Origin of the sequence: Streptomyces sp. NPDC050658, assembly GCF_044457025.1 — a bacterium.
Classification (GTDB): domain Bacteria; phylum Actinomycetota; class Actinomycetes; order Streptomycetales; family Streptomycetaceae; genus Streptomyces.
Genome location: NZ_JBITGM010000008.1, coordinates 189,869 through 209,382, shown reverse-complemented (window position 1 = coordinate 209,382; position 19,514 = coordinate 189,869). Strand labels below are relative to the sequence as shown.

Below are 19,514 nucleotides of genomic sequence, written 5' to 3'. Positions count from 1 at the left end.
GAGCCGTCAGGGGTGGCGGGTTCCCGTGCGGACGGGTGGCGAGTTCCCGTGCGGACGGGTGGCGGAGTTGTCCACAGGTGCCGGTTTGCCCACAGGCCCGCCCGCCACAGGGGCACGGCCAGTAACCTCAGCGCCCATGGAGCAGAGGCATCTCGGCCGTACCGGCCTTCGCGTGTCCCGGATCGGACTCGGCACGCTCACGTGGGGGCACACCGACGAGAGCGATGCCGCCGAGCTGTTGAAGGTGTTCTGGGAGGCCGGCGGCAGCCTCGTCGACACGGCGGACGTGTACGGCGACGGGGAGGCCGAGTATCTGCTCGGCCGGCTCATAGAACGGCTCGTGCCGCGCCGCGATCTGGTCATCGCGACCAAGGCGGGCAGCGTCCCCGATCCGGAGCGGCGCTTCGACGGCTCGCGGGGCCATCTGCTCGCCGCGCTCGACGCGTCGCTCGCCCGCCTCGGCACGGACCACGTAGACCTGTGGCAGGTGCACGCCTTCGATCCCGCCACGCCCCTGGACGAGACGCTGCAGGCCCTGGACATCGCCGTCAGCAGCGGCCGCGCGCGCTATGCGGGTATCTCGAACTTCTCCGGCTGGCAACTGGCCAAGGCGGCCACCTGGCAGCTCGCGCTCCCGGGAACGCGCACCCGCCTCGCCAGTACGCAGATGGAGTACTCCCTGCTGCAGCGCGGCGTGGAACGCGAGGTGCTGCCCGCGGCGCTCGACCTGGGCGTGGGCCTGCTGCCGTCCTCTCCGCTGGGGCGCGGCGTACTCACGGGCAAGTACCGCCACTCCACCCCCGCCGACTCGCGCGGCGGCTCCGAGCATCTCGCCCCGTTCGTCGCGCCCTATCTCGACGACGCCGCGAGCCGCATCGTCGACGCGGTCGCCACGGCTGCGGACGGCCTCGCGGCGACACCGCTCCAGGTCGCCCTCGCCTGGGTGCGGGACCGCCCCGGAGTGACCGCGCCGATCGTCGGCGCGCGCAACGCGCAGCAGCTCACGGCGGCATTGTCAGTGGAGACCCTTAGTCTTCCTGACGAGATCTGCCAGGCGCTCGACGATGTGTCGGCGCCCGTGCACCGCTACCCGGACCAGGACTGGAGCACGCTGTGAGTACGGAGCCGGAGGCCACTGCCGCGGAGAAGGCGGAGACCGCTGCCGCGGAGGAGACCGGTGCACAGGCACCGGAGCCCGCAGGCACGGCCGACACCACCCCCGCCACGGACGGTTCCGACGCAACGACCGGGGCGGACACCACCCCCGAGAGCACCGATCCCAAGCCCCCGGTCACAGCCACCGCATCGGTCGAGGCTGCCGCAGCGGGGGCCGCCGACGGGGAAGCGGGCTGCACGGGAGCGGAAGCGGAAGCCGCCGACGCGGGCGGCAGGGAAGCGGGTGACGCCGACGCAGCGGAAGCGACCGGCGCGGGCGCCACCGGCGCGGGCGCCACAGACGCGGGCGACGCGGAAGCGGGTGGCGCCGCAGCGGAAGCCACCGGCGCGGGCAACGCCGAAGCGGAGGCCACCGGCACAGGTGCCGCCGGAGGGAAAGCCGCCGACGCAAAGGCCACAGACGCGAGCGACACGGAAGCGGGTGGCGGCGCCGAAGCAGCGGAAGCCAGCGACGCGGGCAACGCCGAAGCGGAAGCCACCAGCGCGGGTGCCCCGGAAACGAGCGCCGCCGTCGCAGACGCCACCGACGCAGGCGGCGCCGAAGCGGAGGCCACCGACGCAGGCGACGCCAGAGGGGAAGCCACCGGCGCCGAAGGCAAGGAGCTCTCCGAGGTCGAGGCCGAGATTGTTGCCCAGCGGGAGTTGCGGGAGCGGATCGAGGAGCGGAAGGCCGCCAAGCAGGGGCCGGTCGACGCGGGGGCGAAGCTCAGCGGCAAGGCCGCCGATCTGCTGGCCGCCGTCCGCGCGGTGGAGAGCGGCGAGCAGCCGGTGGCCAGCGCCTTCCGCGAGCCGGAGCCCGCGCCGCGCAAGGCCCCGGCAGCCGAGCCCGTGCGGCGCCCCCAGCCCGCGCCGGCGCCTTCGGGACCCGGCGCGGAGACCGTCGATGCGGTCCGTTCGGTGCTCGCCGACGGAGGCGCGCCCGCCGCCCTCGCCGAGCGCACGGCGGCGGTCCTCGGCGAGGGCGCGGACAGCCAACTGCGGGACGACCCCTGGCAGTTGCTCCGGGTCGGCGGGGTGCGCACCGAGCAGGCCGACGGTTTCGCGCGGGCGCTGCTCGGCGCGGAGTGCCGGCCGGACGACGAGCGCAGGGGCCGCGCGATCACCGTATGGCTCCTGGAGCAGGCGGCCGTCGCCGGGCACACGGCGCTGGACGCGGCGGCGCTCACCGCCGCGCTCGGGCAGCGGGCCGTGCCGGACCCGGACGCGGCCGTGCAGGACGCCATCGCGGAGGGCGACATCCTGGTCTTCCAGGACGCGATCGAGACGCCGGGCGCACCCGCCCCCGCGCCGGCGGACGGCGACGAGGAGGGCGAGGAGACCGAGCGCCCGGTGCGGGTCCTGGTGGGCCTCGAGCGGTACGCACTGGCGGAGGAGAGCCTCGCCGACGGCCTCGCCCGGCTGATCAACTCCCTTCCGAAGGAAGACGGTTCGGGCCCGCAGGCCGCCGACTGGGAGTCCGCCGCGGGCGAGGCGTCCGGTTCCGCCGCCGAGCTGATCCGCGCGGCGGCCGGTCACGGGCTCGTCCTGCACACCGGCGGCGAGACGGCACGCGCCGAGCCCGCCGCCCTGGCCGCCGCCGCGGCGGCGCTCGGCCTGCGGGTCTGCGCCGCCACCCACAGCGCGGCGGGGCGGCGGCGCCTGGCCGGGCTGATCGACTCCGACGAGGCGGCCGCCGTGACCGTGGCGGGGCTGCTCTCCGGGACGGAGGGCCCCGGCAGGGACCGGGACGGCGCGCTCGCCCTGGACCTCCTGGTGGTCCTCGACGCGCCCCAACTGGACGTGGAGACCGCCGCGATGCTGGTGGAGTCCCTGCCGGACGGCGCCCGCCTGGTACTCGGCGGCGACCCCGGCGTGCTGTGGTCGGCAGGGCCCGGACGGGTCTTCGCGGACCTCGCAGCGGCGCGCTGCTGCCCGCAGATCGTCTCCCGGACGCCCGATCCGGGGCCCATCGGGGAGCTGGTCTCCGGGATCGGCATCGGCGAGCTGAACCAGGTCGAGGCGCCGGGCAAGGAAGTCGTGATCGTCCCCGTGCGGGACGCGGGCGAGGCCGTGCACCGCACGGTGCAGCTCGTGGCGGACTCGGTGCCGAGGGCGATCGGGGTGCCCCCGCAGGACACCCAGGTGATCACTCCGGGGCACGGCGGCGCGGCGGGCACGCGCGCGCTGAACGCCGCCCTGAAGGAGCGGCTGAACCCCGGCCCCGGCCGGTTCGGCGGCTTCGACCCCGGAGACCGCGTGGCCCACGTCCCCGCGCCGGGGCGGACGGCTCCGGGCCGGGTGGTCCGGGCCGACGCGGAGGGGCTGCACCTGGAGTGTGACGGCACCCCCGTCGTCGTACCGAAGGAGAAGGTAGAGCAGACGGTGCGGCACGCCTGGGCGCTCACCGCGCACCAGGCGGTGGGCCTGACCTGGCCCGCGGTGGTCGTGGTGCTGCCGGGCGACGCGACGGCCGCGCTGACCAGGTCCTGGGTCTACACCGCGTTCAGCCGCGCGGAGCGCCACCTGTCGGTGGTCCAGGGCGCAGAGCAGGCCCTCCCCCGCGCGGTGGCGGAAGTCCTCCCGAAGGAGCGCACGACCCGCCTGCAGACCCTGCTGCGCCCGCAGGTCCCGACGACACCGTGAGCAGCCGGGGCCGGGCAACCCCGCTCGGCCCCCGCACTCCCGCCCGACGGTCAGCGGCCCGACGGTCAGCCGTCAGCCGTCGACAGTCAGCGGTCAGCCGTCGTCAGCGATCCGCGTCCAACGGGCTGCGGTCGTCGTCCACGTCCACGACGTCGACCACATCCACCTCGTCGGTCTCGTCGGTCTCGTCGATCTCCTCGACCTCGTCGAGTTCGTCCGCCGCCTGCCTGCCCAGTGCCGTCGCCGCGGTGATCTCGGTGTCGAGGCTGTCGTCGTCATCCAGTTCGTCGTCGAAGACCGTGCTGACGTCGAAGCGGCAGACGATCCGGTGCGCGTCCGCCTGGTCGAAGGGCTGCTCCAGCCACTCGCCGGGCTCCGCGGGCTCGTCCAGCGCGGTCACCCAGAGCGTGGAGTCGCCTTCCTCCAGGCCGAACTCCTTGTGCCGGGTGGCGATTTCGTCCGGTTCGAACTCGCCGAACAGCACGCCGAGCGCGGCGTGCGCGCTGCTGCCCGCCGCCGCGGCTGCCGGGCTCTCGCCGGCCGCCTGGTCCGCGTCGAGGTCCGCGACCCGCTGGGCCTGGGCGAGCAGTCGATGCGGTTCCGCGACGGTGTAGTCCCTGCGGATCAGCACGCTGAGCGCGTTCGGCTCCTCGGGACCCTCGTAGGGCGGCACCTCGCCGTCCGCGCCGGGGATCTCGAAGGGCGTGACCTCGTCGTAGCCGTCGTACAGCAGCTCGTCATAGGTCTCGGCCGCCGCGGCCAGCTCGTTGAACGCCTCGTAGACGGCCGGGTCGTCCTCCCCCGACCTGCGTTCGACCGCGGCAAGGTGGCGGTCGAGCGCGGTCTTGACCGCCTCGGCGGCGGCACGTACCTCGGCAGCGGTGGGCTGCGCAGCATCAGACATAGTGCAGACGCTATCCGTACCGGGCGTGTACTTGCACAATAGATGCGATGCCGGAATACGAATTTGTCGACGTGTATGTGCCGCGCGGGGTCACCCGCAAGGAAACCACGCGGCTGCTGACAGACCACGCGGAGTACGGACACTGGGAGTTGGACCGCCTGAGCCTGCGCTCGGACGGCAGCCGCAAGGTGCGGCTGAAGCGGCGGATCATCCGCCAGCTCCGGGCCACCTGGTGAGCCGGGAGTGAGCCGAGAGTGACCTGATACGGACTGAACGGAGCGGGCCCCGCCGAGGCGGGGCCCGCTCCGTTCAGTGCCGCCGTCCCGCGGCGGCCCGAGCGCTCAGCCCGAGGCCCGCGCCCTGCGGTACAGCACCGTGCCCGCGAGCAGCATGCCCGCGCCGACCGGCAGCGCGACCCCCACCGGTAGCGAGCCGCCGGTCTGGGCGAGCTGGTCCGAGCCCTTGGGCGGGGTGACGAGCTGCGTCCCCGGCCCGTTCGGCGCGCCCCGGTCGCCCGGCGGCTGCTCCCCCGGAGTGCTCGGGTGCTCCGGATTGCCCGGCTGCTGGGGCTGCCCCGGCTCCCCGGGGTGCTCCGGCTTGCCCGGCGGCTCCGTCGGCGGCTGCTCGCCGCCCGGCGGGGGCGCCTCGCCCGAGTCGTTGGCGCAGTCGTTTCCGGTGGCCGCGTTGCCGAGACCGCCGATGGTGACGCTGTTGCCGCAGACGTTCACGGGCACGTCGACCGGCACCTGGACGCTGTTGCCGGAGGCGACGCCCGGCGAGTCACTGGTGTGCCCGTCGGCCTGCGCGCCGCCGCCCGAGGGCTTCGTACCGCTGTCGCCCCCGCCGTCGGAGGTGTTGGCGCAGTCGTTGCCCGCGGCCGGATTGAGTACGCCGATGGCATTGACGCTGTTGCCGCAGACGTTGACCGGAACGTCCACGGGAAGCTGGACGGAATTGCCGGAGAGCACGCCCGGCGAGTCCGAACTGCTTCCGGCGGCGCCCGAGTCGGCTTGCGCGTAGCCACCGCTGATGGCGAGCACGCCGGTCGCGGCCGCCACGGTGATCAGGCCTTTCCTCGTGACCTGTCGCATTGGTTCCACCTGCCTTATGACCTTCTGGAATGCGCACGCGCCCATGGGCAGGGTGCGCGGAATGCCCGAAGGCCCCGGAGCGCATGGCGCGTACTCCGGGGCCTTCGGACTCAGACCCTCATGGGGTGAGGCACAACAACGTCACTTGTTGATGCAGGTGTTGCCGAAGGTGGGGTTGAGCAGCCCGATCACGGAGACCGTGTTCCCGCACACGTTCACGGGAACGTGAATCGGCGCCTGCACGACATTGCCCGAAAGCACACCGGGAGACTTCACGGCGGCACCCTGGGCACCGGAGTCGGCGACGGCCATGCCCGCACCCGCGAGCACCAGACCACCAGTGGCAGCCGCAGCAGCGACGACCTTCTTGATCATTATTCCTCCTTGTTGGCAATGCGATCCCAGCCGCGGACCGCACCACCTGTAACGAGGAGGAAGTAATCGGGCTACGAGCTTATGGTCTCATTCACTCTTTTCAGTCAAGTGCGTACGCGCTGACGATTACCGATGCCTCGATTCAGCGCGCATCGCGGTCGTTGACGGTCATTCGGGGGCGTACGGACCGGCGTTCAGGACGCGTCGATGAACCGGTCGAGCACGCGCACGCCGAACTTCAGGCCGTCCACGGGCACCCGCTCGTCGACGCCGTGGAACATTCCGGCGAAGTCCAGCTCCGGCGGCAGCTTCAGCGGGGCGAAGCCGAAGCCGCGGATGCCGAGGTCGTCGAAGGACTTGGCGTCGGTGCCCGCGGAGAGCATGTACGGGACGGCGCGGGCGATCGGGTCCTCGGCCTGGAGCGCGGTCTGCATGGCGTCGACGAGCGCGCCGTCGAAGGTGGTCTCCAGGGCCTTGTCCGCGTGTACGTCCTCGCGCTTCACGTTCGGGCCGAGGATCCGGTCCAGGTCGGCGAGGAACTCCTCCTCGTAGCCCGGCAGGAAGCGGCCGTCGACGTGCGCCGTCGCCTGCCCCGGAATGACGTTGACCTTGTAGCCGGCGCCCAGCTGGGTCGGGTTGGCGGTGTTCTGCAGCGAGGCGCCGATGAGCTTGGCGATGCCGCCGAGCTTGGCGAGGGTCTCGTCCATGTTCTCGGGGTCGAGCTCGGTGCCGAGCGCGTCCCCCAGCTCGTCCAGGAAGTGCCGCAGCGTCTTGGTGACCCGCACCGGGAACTTGTGCCGCCCCAACCGGCCGACGGCCTCGGACAGTTCGGTGATGGCGTTGTCCTTGTGGATCATCGAACCGTGACCGGCGGTGCCGTCCACGGTCAGCTTCATCCAGTGCATGCCCTTCTGCGCCGTCTCGATCAGATAGAGCCGCAGCTGCTCGTTCACCTGGAAGGAGAAGCCACCGACCTCACTGATGGCCTCGGTGACGCCGTCGAAGAGGTCCCGGTGGTTGTCGACGAGGTACCGGGCGCCGTACGTGCCGCCCGCCTCCTCGTCGGCCATGAAGGACAGCACGATGTCGCGCGGGGGCTTTCGGCCGGACCGCATCCGGTCGCGCACCACCGCGAGGGTCATCGCGTCCATGTCCTTCATGTCGACGGCGCCGCGGCCCCAGACGCACCCGTCGGCGATCTCTCCGGAGAAGGGGTGGTGCGTCCAGTCCTGGGCATTCGCCGGTACGACGTCCGTGTGGCCGTGGATGAGCAGCGCGGGCCGGGAGCGGTCCTCGCCCTCGATGCGCGCCACCGTAGAGGCCCGGCCGGGGTGCGACTCGAAGATCTGCGGTTCGAGGCCCACCTCGGCGAGCTTCTCCGCGACGTACTCGGCGGCCTTGCGCTCGCCCGGCCCCGAGTGGTCGCCGTAGTTGCTCGTGTCGATGCGGATGAGATCGCGGCAGAGATCGACGACCTCGTCCTCGCCGGTGACGCGCTGCGACCGGTCCGCCTCGCCCGCCCTGTCGGCCCTGCTCGACTCGCTCACGCTGTTCCTCCCGCTGTCGCTCCTGGTGGTCCCCCTCATCCTCCCGCGCCCACCCCTCGACGCCCAAGGCCGGGCGCCCGCCGTCATACGCCGTTCACGCGCGTGACCTGTGTGATCAGAGGGCCCCGAATGTTTGGTACTGTTTTCCACGTCGCCGCGGGAAACCGCGAAAGACACCCGGTCCGGGTGGCGGAATGGCAGACGCGCTAGCTTGAGGTGCTAGTGCCCTTTATCGGGCGTGGGGGTTCAAGTCCCCCCTCGGACACAGAGCAGGACAGAGAGCCGGCCAGGAGAGATCCTGGCCGGCTCTCTTCGTCATGCCCGCGGGCCCGCCGTCATCATGAGCGCGCTGGGGCGGACTGTGGCGCGTGCCACAGGACGCACGTTCTGGCCGGGCACCGGCTCCAGGCGCCAGGAACCCGCCATGGTCGCGATCGCCGTGGCCATCTCGGTCATCGCGAAGTGGTCGCCGATGCACTTGTGCTTGCCCGCACCGAAGGGAAGGAACGCGCCTTCCTGCAAGGCGGCCTGCTGCTTCTCGTCCAGCCAGCGGTCGGGGTCGAAGCGCAGCGGGTCCGGGAAGTACTCCGGGTCGCGGTGCAGCGCGTGCTGGCAGTACGCCAGTTCGGTGCCCGGCGGGATCTCGTACTCGCCCAGCTTGATCGTGTCCAGGGTGCGGCGGGTAACCAGCCAGCCGGTGTGGTGCAGGCGCGTCGCCTCGGTGATGACGTTGCGCAGATAACGGAGCTTGGGGATGTCGTCGAAGGTGACGGGACGGCCGCCGAGCACTTCGTCCAGTTCGGCCTGGAGGCGCCGCTCGACCTCGGGGTTGCGGGCGAGTTCGTACAGAATCCAGGAGAGGACGGACGCCGTGGTCTCGGTGCCGGCGACGGCGAGGGTCAGCACCTCGGAGCAGATCTGATGCCCGGTCATCGGCTGACCGGTCTCCTCGTCCTCGGCGCGCAGCAGCATGGAGAGCATGTCGCCGGTGTCGTGGCCGGACGCCCGCAGTTCGTCGACCGCGTTCCCGATGATGGCGCGCACGGCGGCCCGCGAGGCGTTGAAGCGCCGGTTGGCGGGCAGCGGCAGCTTCTCCACCCAGTCGGGGAGCATGACGCGCGCGCCGACGCCGTTCATGACCACCGAGAGGTCGCGGCGCAGCCGCAGGAACGCCTGGTCGTCGAGGCTGGAGGCGAAGACCGTGGCGGCGAGCATGTCGAGGGACAGCTTGACCATCGCCTCGCGCACGTCGAGGACCTGACCCGGCTTCCAGTCGGCGATCGTCCCGGTCACCTGGTCGCGCATCAGGTCGACGTACCGGGCGATCTCCTGGTGCCGGAAGGCGGGTTGGAGCTGGCGCCGCTTGCGGACGTGGTCCGCTCCCGCCGCGGTCACCACACTGTCACCGCCGAGGACCTGGCCCATCTTCTCGAAGAAGCGCCCCTTGTCCAGGCCGGGCGCCAGGTCCACCAGCATCTTGCGGATCAGCGCCGGTTCGTTGACGACGATGGTCGGCTGCTGCGGCTGGAGGTGGATCCGGACCAGCGGCCCGTGGGCACGCAGGGACGCGACGAAGGCGAGGTTGTCACGCAGGAGGGGGATCGCGTGGCCCAGCAGCGGGAGGGATCCCGCTGCGGTGGGTATGTGGGGCGGCGCTGCGGTGGTCACGGTGGGTCGTGCTCCTTCAGATGATCGGGGTGCGCTATCTCTGCCCATGCCTCACCCCGGCGCAACCTCAGCCACACAGACCACTTCTGACGCTTTGAATGATCTCGGTCACAGAGTAGATCGTTTGCGGCCTGGGCAGTCTGCTAGCGCAGTTGATCGATCAATCGAACATACGCTCGCGTGAGGGGTAGGGGGGCTCCGCGCGCACGCCCTCAGGAGAATGTGAATGCCCCAGGACATCCGTTTCGACCTGCCCTTCACCACCCCCGTCAGCGAGCACCTCGCGTACGCGCGCGAGCGGCACTTGCGCTGGGTAAGGGAGATGGGGCTGGTGCGAAGTCAGGCCGGTTTCGAGGAGTACGTGAGCTGGGACCTGCCCCAGGCCGCGATACGCACGTATCCGCACGCGTCGGCCGACGACATGGTCGTCCTGATGAACTGGTTCTCACTGGCCTTCCTCTTCGACGACCAGTTCGACGCGGCCCAGCCCGACCGCGCCGACCGCGTCGCGGAGGTCGCCCGCGAGCTCATCGTGACCCCCCTGCGGCCCGCCGGCAGCGAGCCGCGGGTCAGCTGCCCGATCACGCTGGCCTGGGCCCAGGTGTGGGCGCAGCTCTCCGACGGCATGTCCCTGGCCTGGCAGACCCGGTTCGCGGCGTCCTGGGGGCGGTTCCTGGTCGCGCACACCGAGGAGGTCGACCTGGCGGCGCAGGGCGCCGCCATCGGGCTAGAGGAGTACACCGACTTCCGGCGGCGCACCGTGGGCATCCACCACAGCATCGACGCGGGCGAGCGCAGCCGGCGCTTCGAGGTGCCCGCCCAGGTGCAGGCGCATCCGGTGATGATCGGGCTGCGGGATGCCGCCGCGGACACCATCGGGTTCATGAACGACATCCACTCCTTCGAGCGCGAGAAGCGCCGAGGGGACGGCCACAACCTCATCGTCGTGCTGCGCGCCGAGCAAGGCTGCGACTGGGAGGAGGCCGTCGACGAGGCCATCCGGATGACCGAGGAGCGGCTGAAGGACTATCTGGCGTACGAGGACGAAGTGCCCGCCATGTGCGACGAGCTGGAGCTCTCGGCGGACGACCGCGACCAGGTGCGGATGGGCGTCGAGGCCGCGCGGCACTGGATCAACGGCAACTACGAGTGGGCGCTGGTCACCGGGCGGTACGCGGCGGTCAAGGACAGCCCCGCGGCCGCCGCCGAGGAGCAGGGCCGCGGCTCCCTCGACGATCTGCTCGCCGCGGTCTGAGCCGGTGCCGGGGGCCGGGCCGCCGATCGCGGTCCGGCCCCCGCTCGCTCAGACCCCCGCGCCCTGAGCCGGGAACTCGACCGGAAGGCTGTCCAGACGGGCCTCCCACGTGGAGGCGGTCGTCGTCAGCTCCTCGGGCGCGACCGCCAGGTGCAGCCCCGAGAGCCGGTGCAGCAGCACGTCGACCGCCGTCTCGATGATGGCCTGGCCCACGCCCTGTCCCGGGCACTCGTGGGAGCCGCCGCTGAACGCGAGGTGCGCCTGGTTGCCGTGCAGGTCGGACGAGGCGTCGGGCCGGATCTCCGGGTCGAAATTGCCCGCCGCGAGGCCGAGCACGAGCAGATCGCCCGCCTTGACCTGCTGTCCGCCGAGTTCGAGGTCGGCCGTGGCGAACCGCCCCGGACAGACCGCGAGCGGCGGGGTGTTCCACATGACCTCCTCCACCACCGCGGAGATGTTCAGCTGGCCGCTGACCAGTCCCGCCATGTGCGAGGGGTGGGTGAGCACCGACTGCAGGACCCGCGCCAGCAGGTTGCTGGTGGTGGTGTGGGCGGTGATCAGGACGAGTCGCAGATGACCCAGGATCTCGTCGTCGTCCAGTTCGGCCTGGTGACCGAGGAGTCCCGTCGTGAAGTCGGACCCGGGCTCGGCGCGCTTGCGGGCGGCGAGCGCGTCCAGGATCTCCATGATGCGGTCGTTGTGCGCGAGGGCGTCCTCACCGCCCTTGATGACCTGGGCACAGGAGACGGCGAGCTGCCTGCCCTCGCGCACGGGAAGCCCGAAGAGCCGGGTCAGGACGAGCATCGGAAGGTACTCGGCGTACTGCGCCACGAGATCGGCGCGGCCCTCGTGGGCGAACGCGTCGATCTGCTTGTTGGCGAAGTGCGTGACGTGCCGCTTGATCCCGCGGTCCGCCAGTGCCTGCAGATTGTCCGTGACCGCGCCGCGCAGCCGCCGGTGCGGTTCGCCCTCCTGGGAGACGCAGTCGGGTCGCCAGCCGACCATCTGCATCAGGGGAGACGTGTTCTCGACGCGGCCCTCCTTCCAGTCCCGCCAGATGCGCGAGTCGCGGGTGAACTGGCGCGGGTTCTCCAGGACGCGCCGGTTCTCCCGGTAGCCGAGCACCAGCCAGGCCGGGACGTCGCCCTCCAGCAGGACCGGGGCCACCGAGCCGTACTGCTTGCGCAGGCGTTCGTAGATGCCCTGCTGGTCCTTGGCCGCGTCCTCGCCGTAGAGCCGGGCGATTCCGGCGGCCCCGCCGTGCGCGACCGGGCAGCCTCCGGAGGCCGGTGTCGGAGCGTTCATCGGACCTCCAGAGCGGCAGTGGATCGTTCCTTGAGATGCCGGATCAGGGCGATGAGGACGTCGCGGCTGGAGCCGCGGTCCCGCGCGTCGCAGGCGACGATCGGGGTGTGCTCGGAGATGTCCAGGGCGTCGCGTATCTCCTCGATCGGGTGCTCCTGCGAGTCCGGGAAGACGTTCAGGGCGATGACGAACGGCACGCCCTGCCGTTCCATCTCCTCGATCGCCCGGAAGCTGGAGGCCAGGCGGCGGGTGTCCACCAGGACCACCGCGCCGAGCGCGCCCTTGAACAGGCCGTTCCACAGGAACCAGAAACGCTCCTGGCCCGGCGTGCCGAACAGGTAGAGGACCAGCTGTTCGTTGAGGCCGATCCGCCCGAAGTCCAGGCTGACCGTGGTCTCGGTCTTGTCGGCGACGCCGATGAGGTGGTCGACGTCGATGCTCGCCTGGGTCAGGGTCTCCTCGGTGGTGAGCGGCTTGATGTCGCTCACGGAGCGGACCATGGTGGTCTTGCCGGTGCCGAAGCCCCCGGCGATCATCACCTTGACCGAGCGGCTCTCGGCGGGCAGTACGCCCGCTGCCGTCGGCTGGTCCGGACGGTCAAAGCCTTTGAAGTCCACTGAGTACCTCCTCAAGGAGCGCGAGGTCCGCCCCATGGCCGGGTGTGGATGCCGGGATGGGGTCACGGGCGTCCACCTGGCCTGCTTCCAGCAGATCGGCCACGAGCACCGCGAGAATGTTGAACGGCAGTCCGAGATGGGCGCCCAACTCGGCCACCGACAGCGGGTCGCGGCACCAGCGCACGATCTCCTCGTGCTCGTGCTGCATTCCGGGTGCGGGGGCGGAGCGGGAGACGATGAGGGTCGCCACGTCGAGGCCGGCGGCCGGCCCGCCAGGACCACTGCGACCGCCGGTGAGCACGTAGTAGCGCTCAAGACCGGACGGTTCCGTGGGCCGTGGGGGGCCGGACCGGTGGGGGCCGCTCATCCAGGCTGCTCCTCCTGGCGCGGCGTGGTGCCGAGGAGTTCACCCATCCTGCGGGACAGATCCCTCATCTGGTGCCCGAGCAGCCCCTGGTCGAGCCCTTCCTTCGCGAGGACTCCGAGGTACGTCTCCACTCCGGCCCGCACCACGAACAGGTGTCCGCCGTCGACCTCGATCATCGCGAGGCGCAACTGGCCGCCGTACTTGGGGAATTGGTCCGCCACCGGCTGCGCGAGCGCCTGCAGTCCGGCGACCACCGCGGCGAACCGGTCGACGTCGTCCGGGTCGTCCGCCCCGTACGACGTGATGGCCTTGCCGTCGCTGGACGCGACCAGGGCGAAGCGGATCTCCTGGATGCTCTCGGTCAGATCGCGGAGCGCCCAGCTCACGTCGGTTTCGTGTTGCGTCATGTGGCTAGTCGCTCTCTTCGGTGCGGGGCTCGTCGGTCTCTCGTCCAGCCGTCGCGAAGGCCGCGAGGCCCGTGAAGGACGCGTCCGGCGGGACTACGGGCTGCGCGGGAGCCGTCGACGGCCGCTCGGCCGCCTTGGGGGCCTCGGCGCGCTTGCTCCTGCGCCGGGGCAGACCGCCCGGCGTGAGGTCGGCGTCCGCCCCGACGGTGGCGTCGGCCACCTCCTCGGCGACCGGCTGCGCGGGGACGGCCACCGGCTCGCTGCGCGGCACGGCGTCCGTGACGGGGGCCGGTGCCTGGGCGGCCGCCGGTCCCGTGACGGACGCGGCCGGGAGCGGGCTGAAGTATTTGTGCGGTACGACGACGACCACCGAGGTGCCGAGCCAGGGCGAGTCGGCGAAGGTGACGCGGATGCCGTACTTGCGGGCGAGGGTGCCGACGACCCGCAGACCCAGGTGGGCGTCCTCGGCGAGGCCGCCGAGTCCGGGGCCCTCCGCGATGCCCTCGAGCGCCTGCAGCGCCTGCTGCTTCTTCTCGTCGGTCAGGCCCTTGCCGGCGTCCTGGATCTCGATGCCGACGCCGTTGGGCACCTCCTTGCCGGACACGACGACCGGCTCGGTGGGCGGCGAGTAGCGGGCCGCGTTGTCCAGGAGGTGGGCGAAGATCAGCGTCAGGTGGTCCACCAGACCGCCGTCCACGCCGAGTTCGGGGAGCTGGCGCAGCTGGACGCGGTCGAAGTCCTTGATGCGCCCGATGCCGCCGCGTACGACACTGAGCAGGCGCTGCGGCTCCTGCCACTGGCGGCCCGGCCGGTCCGTGCCGCCGAGCACGCCGATGCTGGCGGCCAGACAGTCGGCGGGGCCGATCGCCTGGTCGAGTTCCATCAGGCCCTGGGCGACGGCCGGGGTCCTGCCGTGCTCGCCCTGCATCTCGTGCAGCCGGCCGCGGATCTTTCCGGTCAGTACGTGGATCCGGCTGCCGATGCTGATGACGGCCTGCTCGGCGGAGGTGCTGCGGTTGAACTCCTCCTCGACGGCGATCAGGCCGGTGCGCAGGACCTTGCGGAGTTCGAGCCTGAACTCCGGTGTGACATCGGCCTCTTGTTCCAGTTCGACGGGCAGGACGTCGTCGATGGCCTCGCCGGCGCGCAGGCCCTCGATGGCCGCGGGCAGGAACTCCTCCGCGAGGCGGGCGACCAGCGCCTGCTGCCGGTCGAGCTGCCACTGCCAGGCCTTGGCGTCGTCCACCAGCTGGGCCTCGTGGGCGGCGTACTTGTCCTCGTAGCTCCGCTCCAGGGCGGCCACGTGCTGCTGCCACTGCTGGGAGTGGTTCTGCTGGGCCGTGCGCGACTCGTCGGCCGCCCGGCTCAGGCCCTGCCGCGTACGCAGCAGGAGGCGGACGCACGCGGAGGCGGCCGCGGTGGCGGCGATGCCGGTGAGTGCGGCGGGTATTCGGGCCGGGTCGGAGCCGGCGACCAGCATTCCGACGCTGCCTGCGCCGAGGCCGGTCGGCAGCAGCCACCAGCTGTACCAGGCCGCCGGTGCACGGGCTGCGGCCGGCGGCGGAGTGGCAAGTTCCATCTGCATCCTCAAACCAACGCGATCGAAGAGTGGACAACCCAACCAAGGGGTCGCACCCATCGCATCTCGGTACCCCGGGACGGCGGCACCCCCTCGATCACACCTGCGTGATCCCCCGTACGACAGCGCGACGGCGCCGTGGGGCGCGACAGCTTGATATCGCGTCAACTCACGGCGCTGGAGCGGAGCTTATCTGGTTGGGGACGGTGTTGATCAACCCGGTGGGTTAGCGGGCGCGAACCGTAGGTGATCTTCGGCCAGGAGGATGTGCGCCCTTGGCTGGATACGCACCGCCGTCTAGACGTCCCACAGACTCCCGTGCCTGCGATGTGCCCCCGTCAAGCCGTTGGTGAAGTAGCGCTCGTAGTACTCCGTCTCCACGTGGTGGGTCTGGAGCCAGATCCCGGGGACGTGGATCGCGTCCGTGTGGGCCGGGAAGCGGCGGTGGGTGCGCAGGATGTAGGTGCAGATGTCGCGGGCGCAGTCGATGACCCGGTCGTCGTACTCGCTCGCCTCCGCGAGGTAGCGGCGGCCGAAGTCCTCCCGGTAGATGCGGGCGAACACGTCCTTGTCGCCGTACACGCCGCCGGGGCCGAACTTCTCGCGGATCACCTTGTCCACCGCGTCGGACATCGACGCGAACGCGGGCGGGCACATCGCGGCGATCAGCGGCTCGCCGTCCGGTGCCTTGAGGCCGACCGGGTGGGAGCGGATGGTGGCGTACTTGGGCAGCGGGACGTGCCAGCGCCAGATGTCCGCGGGGCGCCAGCGCGGAGTGACGAAGGTGAAGCCGAGCATCTTGCCGTAGACGCGGGAGAACTTCGGGTCGCCCAGCGCTATTTGGGGGTTGATGGAGGCGTGGATCCAGGCGCCGAGGCCCATCGCCTCGGCGACCAGCATCAGGTTCTGGAGCAGCAGGTCGGCCTCGATCTGGGTGCGGAGCGGGCCGAGGGCGCCCAGCGGCAGCTTCAGCTTCTCGTTGAGGAAGCCGTTCCTGATCCACTTCCGTACGCCCGCCGGGCGGTAGAAGTTGCGGTCGTCCACCAGTGTGGGGCGCGCCCCGTCCGGCTGGGTGAGCAGATACATCAGCGCGTTGATGTACTGGTGGGAGAGGTCGACCACCGGGAACAGCAGCGTCGTACCGGGAAGGTTGGACAGGAAGCGGTTCGAGTCCAGGTAGGCGGGGAAGTCGCGCAGGCCCTCCGCCACGTCGAGGCGGTGGTCGAGGACGCGGACCTTCGCCGCCCGCGCGCGGGCCGTCAGGGTGGGCGCGTCGAAGGACTCCTCCGGGGCCGGGGCGAGCTTGCGCAGGTAGTACGTGCCCGTGTCGTTGATCAGGAAGAAGTGCGTGCCCTGCGCGTTGTCGGGGCTGCCCGCCGTGCGGCCCGCCATCGTCAGGTTCGGCTTCGCCATGATCGGTTTGCCGTCGCGCGGGTCCTCGAAGGGCCGGTCCGGCATCGTCAGACCGGTGCAGCCGGTCAGGGCGATCAGGACCGCCTCCTCCAGCTCGGTCAGCGGCTGCGGGGCGTGCTTGGAGGTGTGGGTCATCGAGCCGGCCGGGACGTCGGCGCCCCGGCTCACCCGGTGTGTGCGGCGCCGCCACACCGTCTCCAGGAGGGGACGTACGAAGAGGTCGTCGAGCCCCGGATGACGGCGGTCGGCCCGGCCGTCACCCGGTGGCACCGCTGCCTCCGTCACGCGTCGGCTGCACCTGGCGCCACGGCGCGAACGCGCTCGCGCCGCGGGGCAGCAGACCCGCGAGGTCCGGGGCGTGCCGCAGGATCACGGACTTCATGCCGCCCTTCTCCACCCAGTCCATGCCGAGCGGCGTGTAGATCTCGGGGCGGTAGTCGACGGTCAGGAAGCGGTCGCTCTGCAGCCGCCGTGTCGCCATCAGGATGAAGATGCGGAAGGCGGTGTCGCTGAAGCCGAAGCCGGTGGGCGGATTCTCGGCGAACAGGCCGACCACGGTGTCGATCTCGTCGACCGAGTCGTAGACGTCCGTGAGGCGGGCGAGGGTCTCGGGGTCCTGGGTCAGGTCCTCGAAGCGCCGCAGCCGCGGTTTGTGCAGGCCCGCGCGGAAGTCGTTGTAGCGCGGCACGCCCCGCCTGCGGGTGCGCACGAGGTCGACGACGGACAGGTCGATGATCTCGCCGTCCCGCTCGAAGCGCTGCAGCGCGCGCGGGAAGTTGTTGAGGGTGATCGCGCCGGGGTGGGCGATGCCGAAGGAGTAGAGGGTGTCGGCGAGGCCCGTCTTGCGGATGGCGGCCTCGGCGGCGCCGCCCTGGATGTCGTTGAAGCCGAGGGTCTCCAGGCGCTGCCCGAAGTGGTGCTCGCGCATCTCGAAGTCGTCGGGGATCAGCGGATGCATCCGGTAGACGGTGACGAACTCCTCGGTGAGGGAGTACGGCGCTCCGTGGTGGTCGGGCAGTGTCTTGGGGATGCCGGTGAGGGAGTGCGCCTCCAGGAGCCACAGGCCCAGCTTGGACAGCCATTTGTCGGGCGGGCCCTGCCAGTTGGTGTGCATGCCGACGTCGAGGGCCTCGGTGGCGAGGATCGCCGGGGTCCACTCCACCGTGTGGATCTTGGCGATGAGGGCGGAGACGACCAGGCGGGCCGTGTGATAGACGCTGTCCTCGCTCATCGCGGGGTACTCGGAACGCAGCGCGGCACAGACCGCGTTGTGCTCACGGGCGAAGAGGGTGTGCATCGCGCTGAGGCCCATCCACCAGCTCTCGTTGAAGCCGGTGAGCGGGATGCCGCCCTCCTGGGTGAGGGGCAGGTGTCCGTCCTCCAGGCGGAGGTCGGCGGTGCCGTCGGGACCGCGCAGGAACCGCGCGGTGCGCGCGGTCGCGCCGTACACCTCCGAGCCGTCCCACCAGTGCGAGGCGCTGTTGGCGAAGAGGATCGGGGGGCGGTCGCCGGGCAGTTCGATGCCCTCGTTCTCGGCGAAGCGCATCACGTTCTCGGGCGGCCCGTCGGGGGTGTTGTGCCAGGTGCTGCCGGGCGGCAGCGGCACCTCGACGGACTTGCTCCCGAACGGGTGGCGGCGGTGGTTGACCCAGTCGTGGACCTGGAACTGGATCCAGGCGGCGGCGAGGACGTTCAGGGTGGTCGCCGGGACGAACGTGTCGCGGTGCAGCAGGGTGCGGCTGACCGTCACCGGGTTCGGGGTGTCGAAGAGGTCGGGCCGGTAGTCCGGCTTCATGTTGCGTCCGAAGGTCGCGCCGACGGCTCCCATGGCCGGCGCGGACAGGTCGTTGTACGTGCCGTCGTACGAGCGGGCGGTGCGGTGCCGCTCGTCGACGGGCGCCGGCACGGGTCCCGCCTTCGGCGGCGCCTCGGGTACGTCGGTGTCGATGAGGTTGAAGCGCCTGAGTGCCTTCCGCAGGAAGACCACGTTGAGCAGGCTCGACTCCAACGGCAGCTTGTACCAGGGGACATAGCGGTTCAGTACGCGGAAGAATCCGCCGACGGGTACGCCGAGCACCCGGTTGCGCAGCGGCTCCTCGGTGCTGAAGCGCAGCCCCTGGCGGTGGGCGGCGCTGGCCTCGTAGGCGGCCTTGCGGGCGCGGTTGAGATTGCCGAGGGGGCGGAACTCGTCGGTGGTGTACCAGGGGTTGAAGGCGAGTTCCTCGACGCGCCGGGCCGCGGCCTGTGCCTCGGCGGTGGTCAGGTCCTGGCGGGGCACGGTGAGCCGGCCGATGGGCACGGCCGGGGTGACGGCGTCCTTCCAGTCGGCGGAGCCGTCCTCGACGGGGGTGCGCTGCTCGTCGACGTACCGCTGGACGCACAGCTCGAAGGCGACGTCTGCCGTGACCAGGCGGTGGGCGAGTTCGCGGTTCAGGAAGCCGGGGTCGCGGCGCTCGGGCTTGGGCTCCGGGGCGCCGCCGACGACGGGCCGCAGCAGATAGCGGACCGGGCCCGCCTCGCCCCACAGGATCGCGCCGCGGCTCCAGTAGGTCTCCCTGGCCAGGCTGTCGACCTTGTGCCGGGTGGCGGCCTGGATGTTGCGGCGCATCCGGGTCGCGGTTGCCAGGCCCACGGCGAGCGGGAGTTTGACGAGGAGTCCGAAGGCCTTCTGGACGGGGTTCGTCGCGCCGGCCATGGCCTTGGCGAAGGCGACGAACTCGCGGGCGTCCTTGGCGTGCGACACCGGGAAGTTGGTGGCGAGCAGATCGTGGCTCTCCTCGGGCGACACGGTCACCCGCACGGCCACGCCCCGCAGGTCGGCCACGCCGTCGGCCTGCCGGATGCCGCTCGCGTTGGAGAGCCGCACGGTCGCCGGGTACTCGGCGCCCGGCCGGACGAATCCGGTGCGCAGCGCCTCGGGCAGGTCCTCGTGGAAGCTGAGGCGGGCGTTCTCCACGCCGAGCGCGGACTTCGCGTGCAGGGTCCGCGCGAGAGAACCGGCGTCGCCCGCGCGCCGGTTCTCCGCCTGGACCCGCATCAACTCGCGGGCCAGGCGCTGGAAGAGCCGGTGCTCGGCCTCCGGGCTGCCGCCTGCGTAGCGCTCGTAACTCTGGTCGTTCTGTCCGGTGTCGGCCATGGGGGCTTCCTTCGCACGCAGGCGTACGGGACGGGAGGGCCTAGGACGCTAG

General features: G+C 71.4%; 16 protein-coding genes and 1 tRNA gene. 5 read left to right on the top strand and 12 right to left on the bottom strand.

Annotated features, from left to right (window positions below; all coding sequences use genetic code 11):
• The first annotated feature begins 136 nt into the window (after window positions 1-136).
• Window positions 137-1,117, top strand: coding sequence for an aldo/keto reductase (locus ACIBKX_RS26995; RefSeq protein WP_363274917.1), 981 nt, complete (start codon window positions 137-139; stop codon window positions 1,115-1,117).
• Window positions 1,114-3,798, top strand: a complete 2,685-nt coding sequence (locus tag ACIBKX_RS26990) for an ATP-binding domain-containing protein (RefSeq protein ID WP_363274918.1) — start codon at window positions 1,114-1,116, stop codon at window positions 3,796-3,798. Before ACIBKX_RS26995 ends, ACIBKX_RS26990 begins: the two co-directional genes overlap by 4 nt.
• 103 nt (window positions 3,799-3,901) lie before the next feature.
• Here the strand turns inward: ACIBKX_RS26990 and ACIBKX_RS26985 are convergent, their stop codons facing one another.
• Window positions 3,902-4,702: a hypothetical protein gene (locus ACIBKX_RS26985; protein WP_363274919.1), complete on the bottom strand. Its 801-nt coding sequence runs from the start codon at window positions 4,700-4,702 to the stop codon at window positions 3,902-3,904.
• Between the two features lie 47 nt (window positions 4,703-4,749).
• Between ACIBKX_RS26985 and ACIBKX_RS26980 the strand changes: the two genes are divergently transcribed.
• Window positions 4,750-4,938 carry a DUF5703 family protein gene (locus ACIBKX_RS26980; RefSeq protein ID WP_363274920.1) on the top strand — a complete coding sequence of 63 codons (189 nt, stop codon included), beginning with the start codon at window positions 4,750-4,752 and terminating at the stop codon, window positions 4,936-4,938.
• Between the two features lie 105 nt (window positions 4,939-5,043).
• Here the strand turns inward: ACIBKX_RS26980 and ACIBKX_RS26975 are convergent, their stop codons facing one another.
• The 3 genes from ACIBKX_RS26975 to ACIBKX_RS26965 form a co-directional block, all read right to left on the bottom strand.
• Window positions 5,044-5,793, bottom strand: coding sequence for a chaplin family protein (locus ACIBKX_RS26975; RefSeq protein WP_363274921.1), 750 nt, complete (start codon window positions 5,791-5,793; stop codon window positions 5,044-5,046).
• 141 nt (window positions 5,794-5,934) lie between these two features.
• Entirely contained in the window at window positions 5,935-6,168 is a 234-nt protein-coding gene (chpH, locus tag ACIBKX_RS26970; RefSeq protein ID WP_363274922.1) for a chaplin ChpH, read from the bottom strand.
• Between the two features lie 194 nt (window positions 6,169-6,362).
• Window positions 6,363-7,715: a M20/M25/M40 family metallo-hydrolase gene (locus ACIBKX_RS26965; RefSeq protein WP_363274923.1), complete on the bottom strand. Its 1,353-nt coding sequence runs from the start codon at window positions 7,713-7,715 to the stop codon at window positions 6,363-6,365.
• A gap of 180 nt (window positions 7,716-7,895) precedes the next feature.
• Here ACIBKX_RS26965 and ACIBKX_RS26960 point away from each other — a divergent pair.
• A tRNA-Leu gene (locus tag ACIBKX_RS26960) sits at window positions 7,896-7,980 on the top strand.
• A gap of 50 nt (window positions 7,981-8,030) precedes the next feature.
• Here the strand turns inward: ACIBKX_RS26960 and ACIBKX_RS26955 are convergent.
• Window positions 8,031-9,383, bottom strand: coding sequence for a cytochrome P450 (locus tag ACIBKX_RS26955; RefSeq protein ID WP_363274924.1), 1,353 nt, complete (start codon window positions 9,381-9,383; stop codon window positions 8,031-8,033).
• A gap of 226 nt (window positions 9,384-9,609) precedes the next feature.
• On the opposite strand from ACIBKX_RS26955, the gene ACIBKX_RS26950 reads away from it, so the two are divergent.
• The gene (locus tag ACIBKX_RS26950) at window positions 9,610-10,638 is read left to right on the top strand and encodes a 7-epi-alpha-eudesmol synthase (RefSeq protein ID WP_363274926.1); all 1,029 of its coding nucleotides are present in this window, start codon (window positions 9,610-9,612) and stop codon (window positions 10,636-10,638) included.
• Between the two features lie 48 nt (window positions 10,639-10,686).
• Here the strand turns inward: ACIBKX_RS26950 and ACIBKX_RS26945 are convergent, their stop codons facing one another.
• The 7 genes from ACIBKX_RS26945 to ACIBKX_RS26915 form a co-directional block, all read right to left on the bottom strand.
• A complete protein-coding gene (locus ACIBKX_RS26945) occupies window positions 10,687-11,943 on the bottom strand; it encodes a cytochrome P450 (protein WP_363274927.1) in 1,257 nt (418 codons plus the stop codon).
• Window positions 11,940-12,560 carry an ATP/GTP-binding protein gene (locus ACIBKX_RS26940; RefSeq protein ID WP_363274928.1) on the bottom strand — a complete coding sequence of 207 codons (621 nt, stop codon included), beginning with the start codon at window positions 12,558-12,560 and terminating at the stop codon, window positions 11,940-11,942. The genes ACIBKX_RS26945 and ACIBKX_RS26940 overlap by 4 nt, the downstream gene beginning before the upstream one ends.
• Window positions 12,541-12,927, bottom strand: coding sequence for a DUF742 domain-containing protein (locus tag ACIBKX_RS26935; RefSeq protein WP_363274929.1), 387 nt, complete (start codon window positions 12,925-12,927; stop codon window positions 12,541-12,543). The genes ACIBKX_RS26940 and ACIBKX_RS26935 overlap by 20 nt, the downstream gene beginning before the upstream one ends.
• Window positions 12,924-13,334: a roadblock/LC7 domain-containing protein gene (locus tag ACIBKX_RS26930; protein WP_363274930.1), complete on the bottom strand. Its 411-nt coding sequence runs from the start codon at window positions 13,332-13,334 to the stop codon at window positions 12,924-12,926. Before ACIBKX_RS26930 ends, ACIBKX_RS26935 begins: the two co-directional genes overlap by 4 nt.
• 4 nt (window positions 13,335-13,338) lie before the next feature.
• Window positions 13,339-14,913 (bottom strand): ATP-binding protein, encoded by a 1,575-nt coding sequence (locus ACIBKX_RS26925; RefSeq protein ID WP_363274931.1) that lies wholly within the window; start codon window positions 14,911-14,913, stop codon window positions 13,339-13,341.
• A gap of 297 nt (window positions 14,914-15,210) precedes the next feature.
• Entirely contained in the window at window positions 15,211-16,611 is a 1,401-nt protein-coding gene (locus ACIBKX_RS26920; protein WP_363274932.1) for a hypothetical protein, read from the bottom strand.
• Window positions 16,583-19,462, bottom strand: coding sequence for a peroxidase family protein (locus ACIBKX_RS26915; RefSeq protein ID WP_363274933.1), 2,880 nt, complete (start codon window positions 19,460-19,462; stop codon window positions 16,583-16,585). Before ACIBKX_RS26915 ends, ACIBKX_RS26920 begins: the two co-directional genes overlap by 29 nt.
• Window positions 19,463-19,514: the final 52 nt, after the last annotated feature.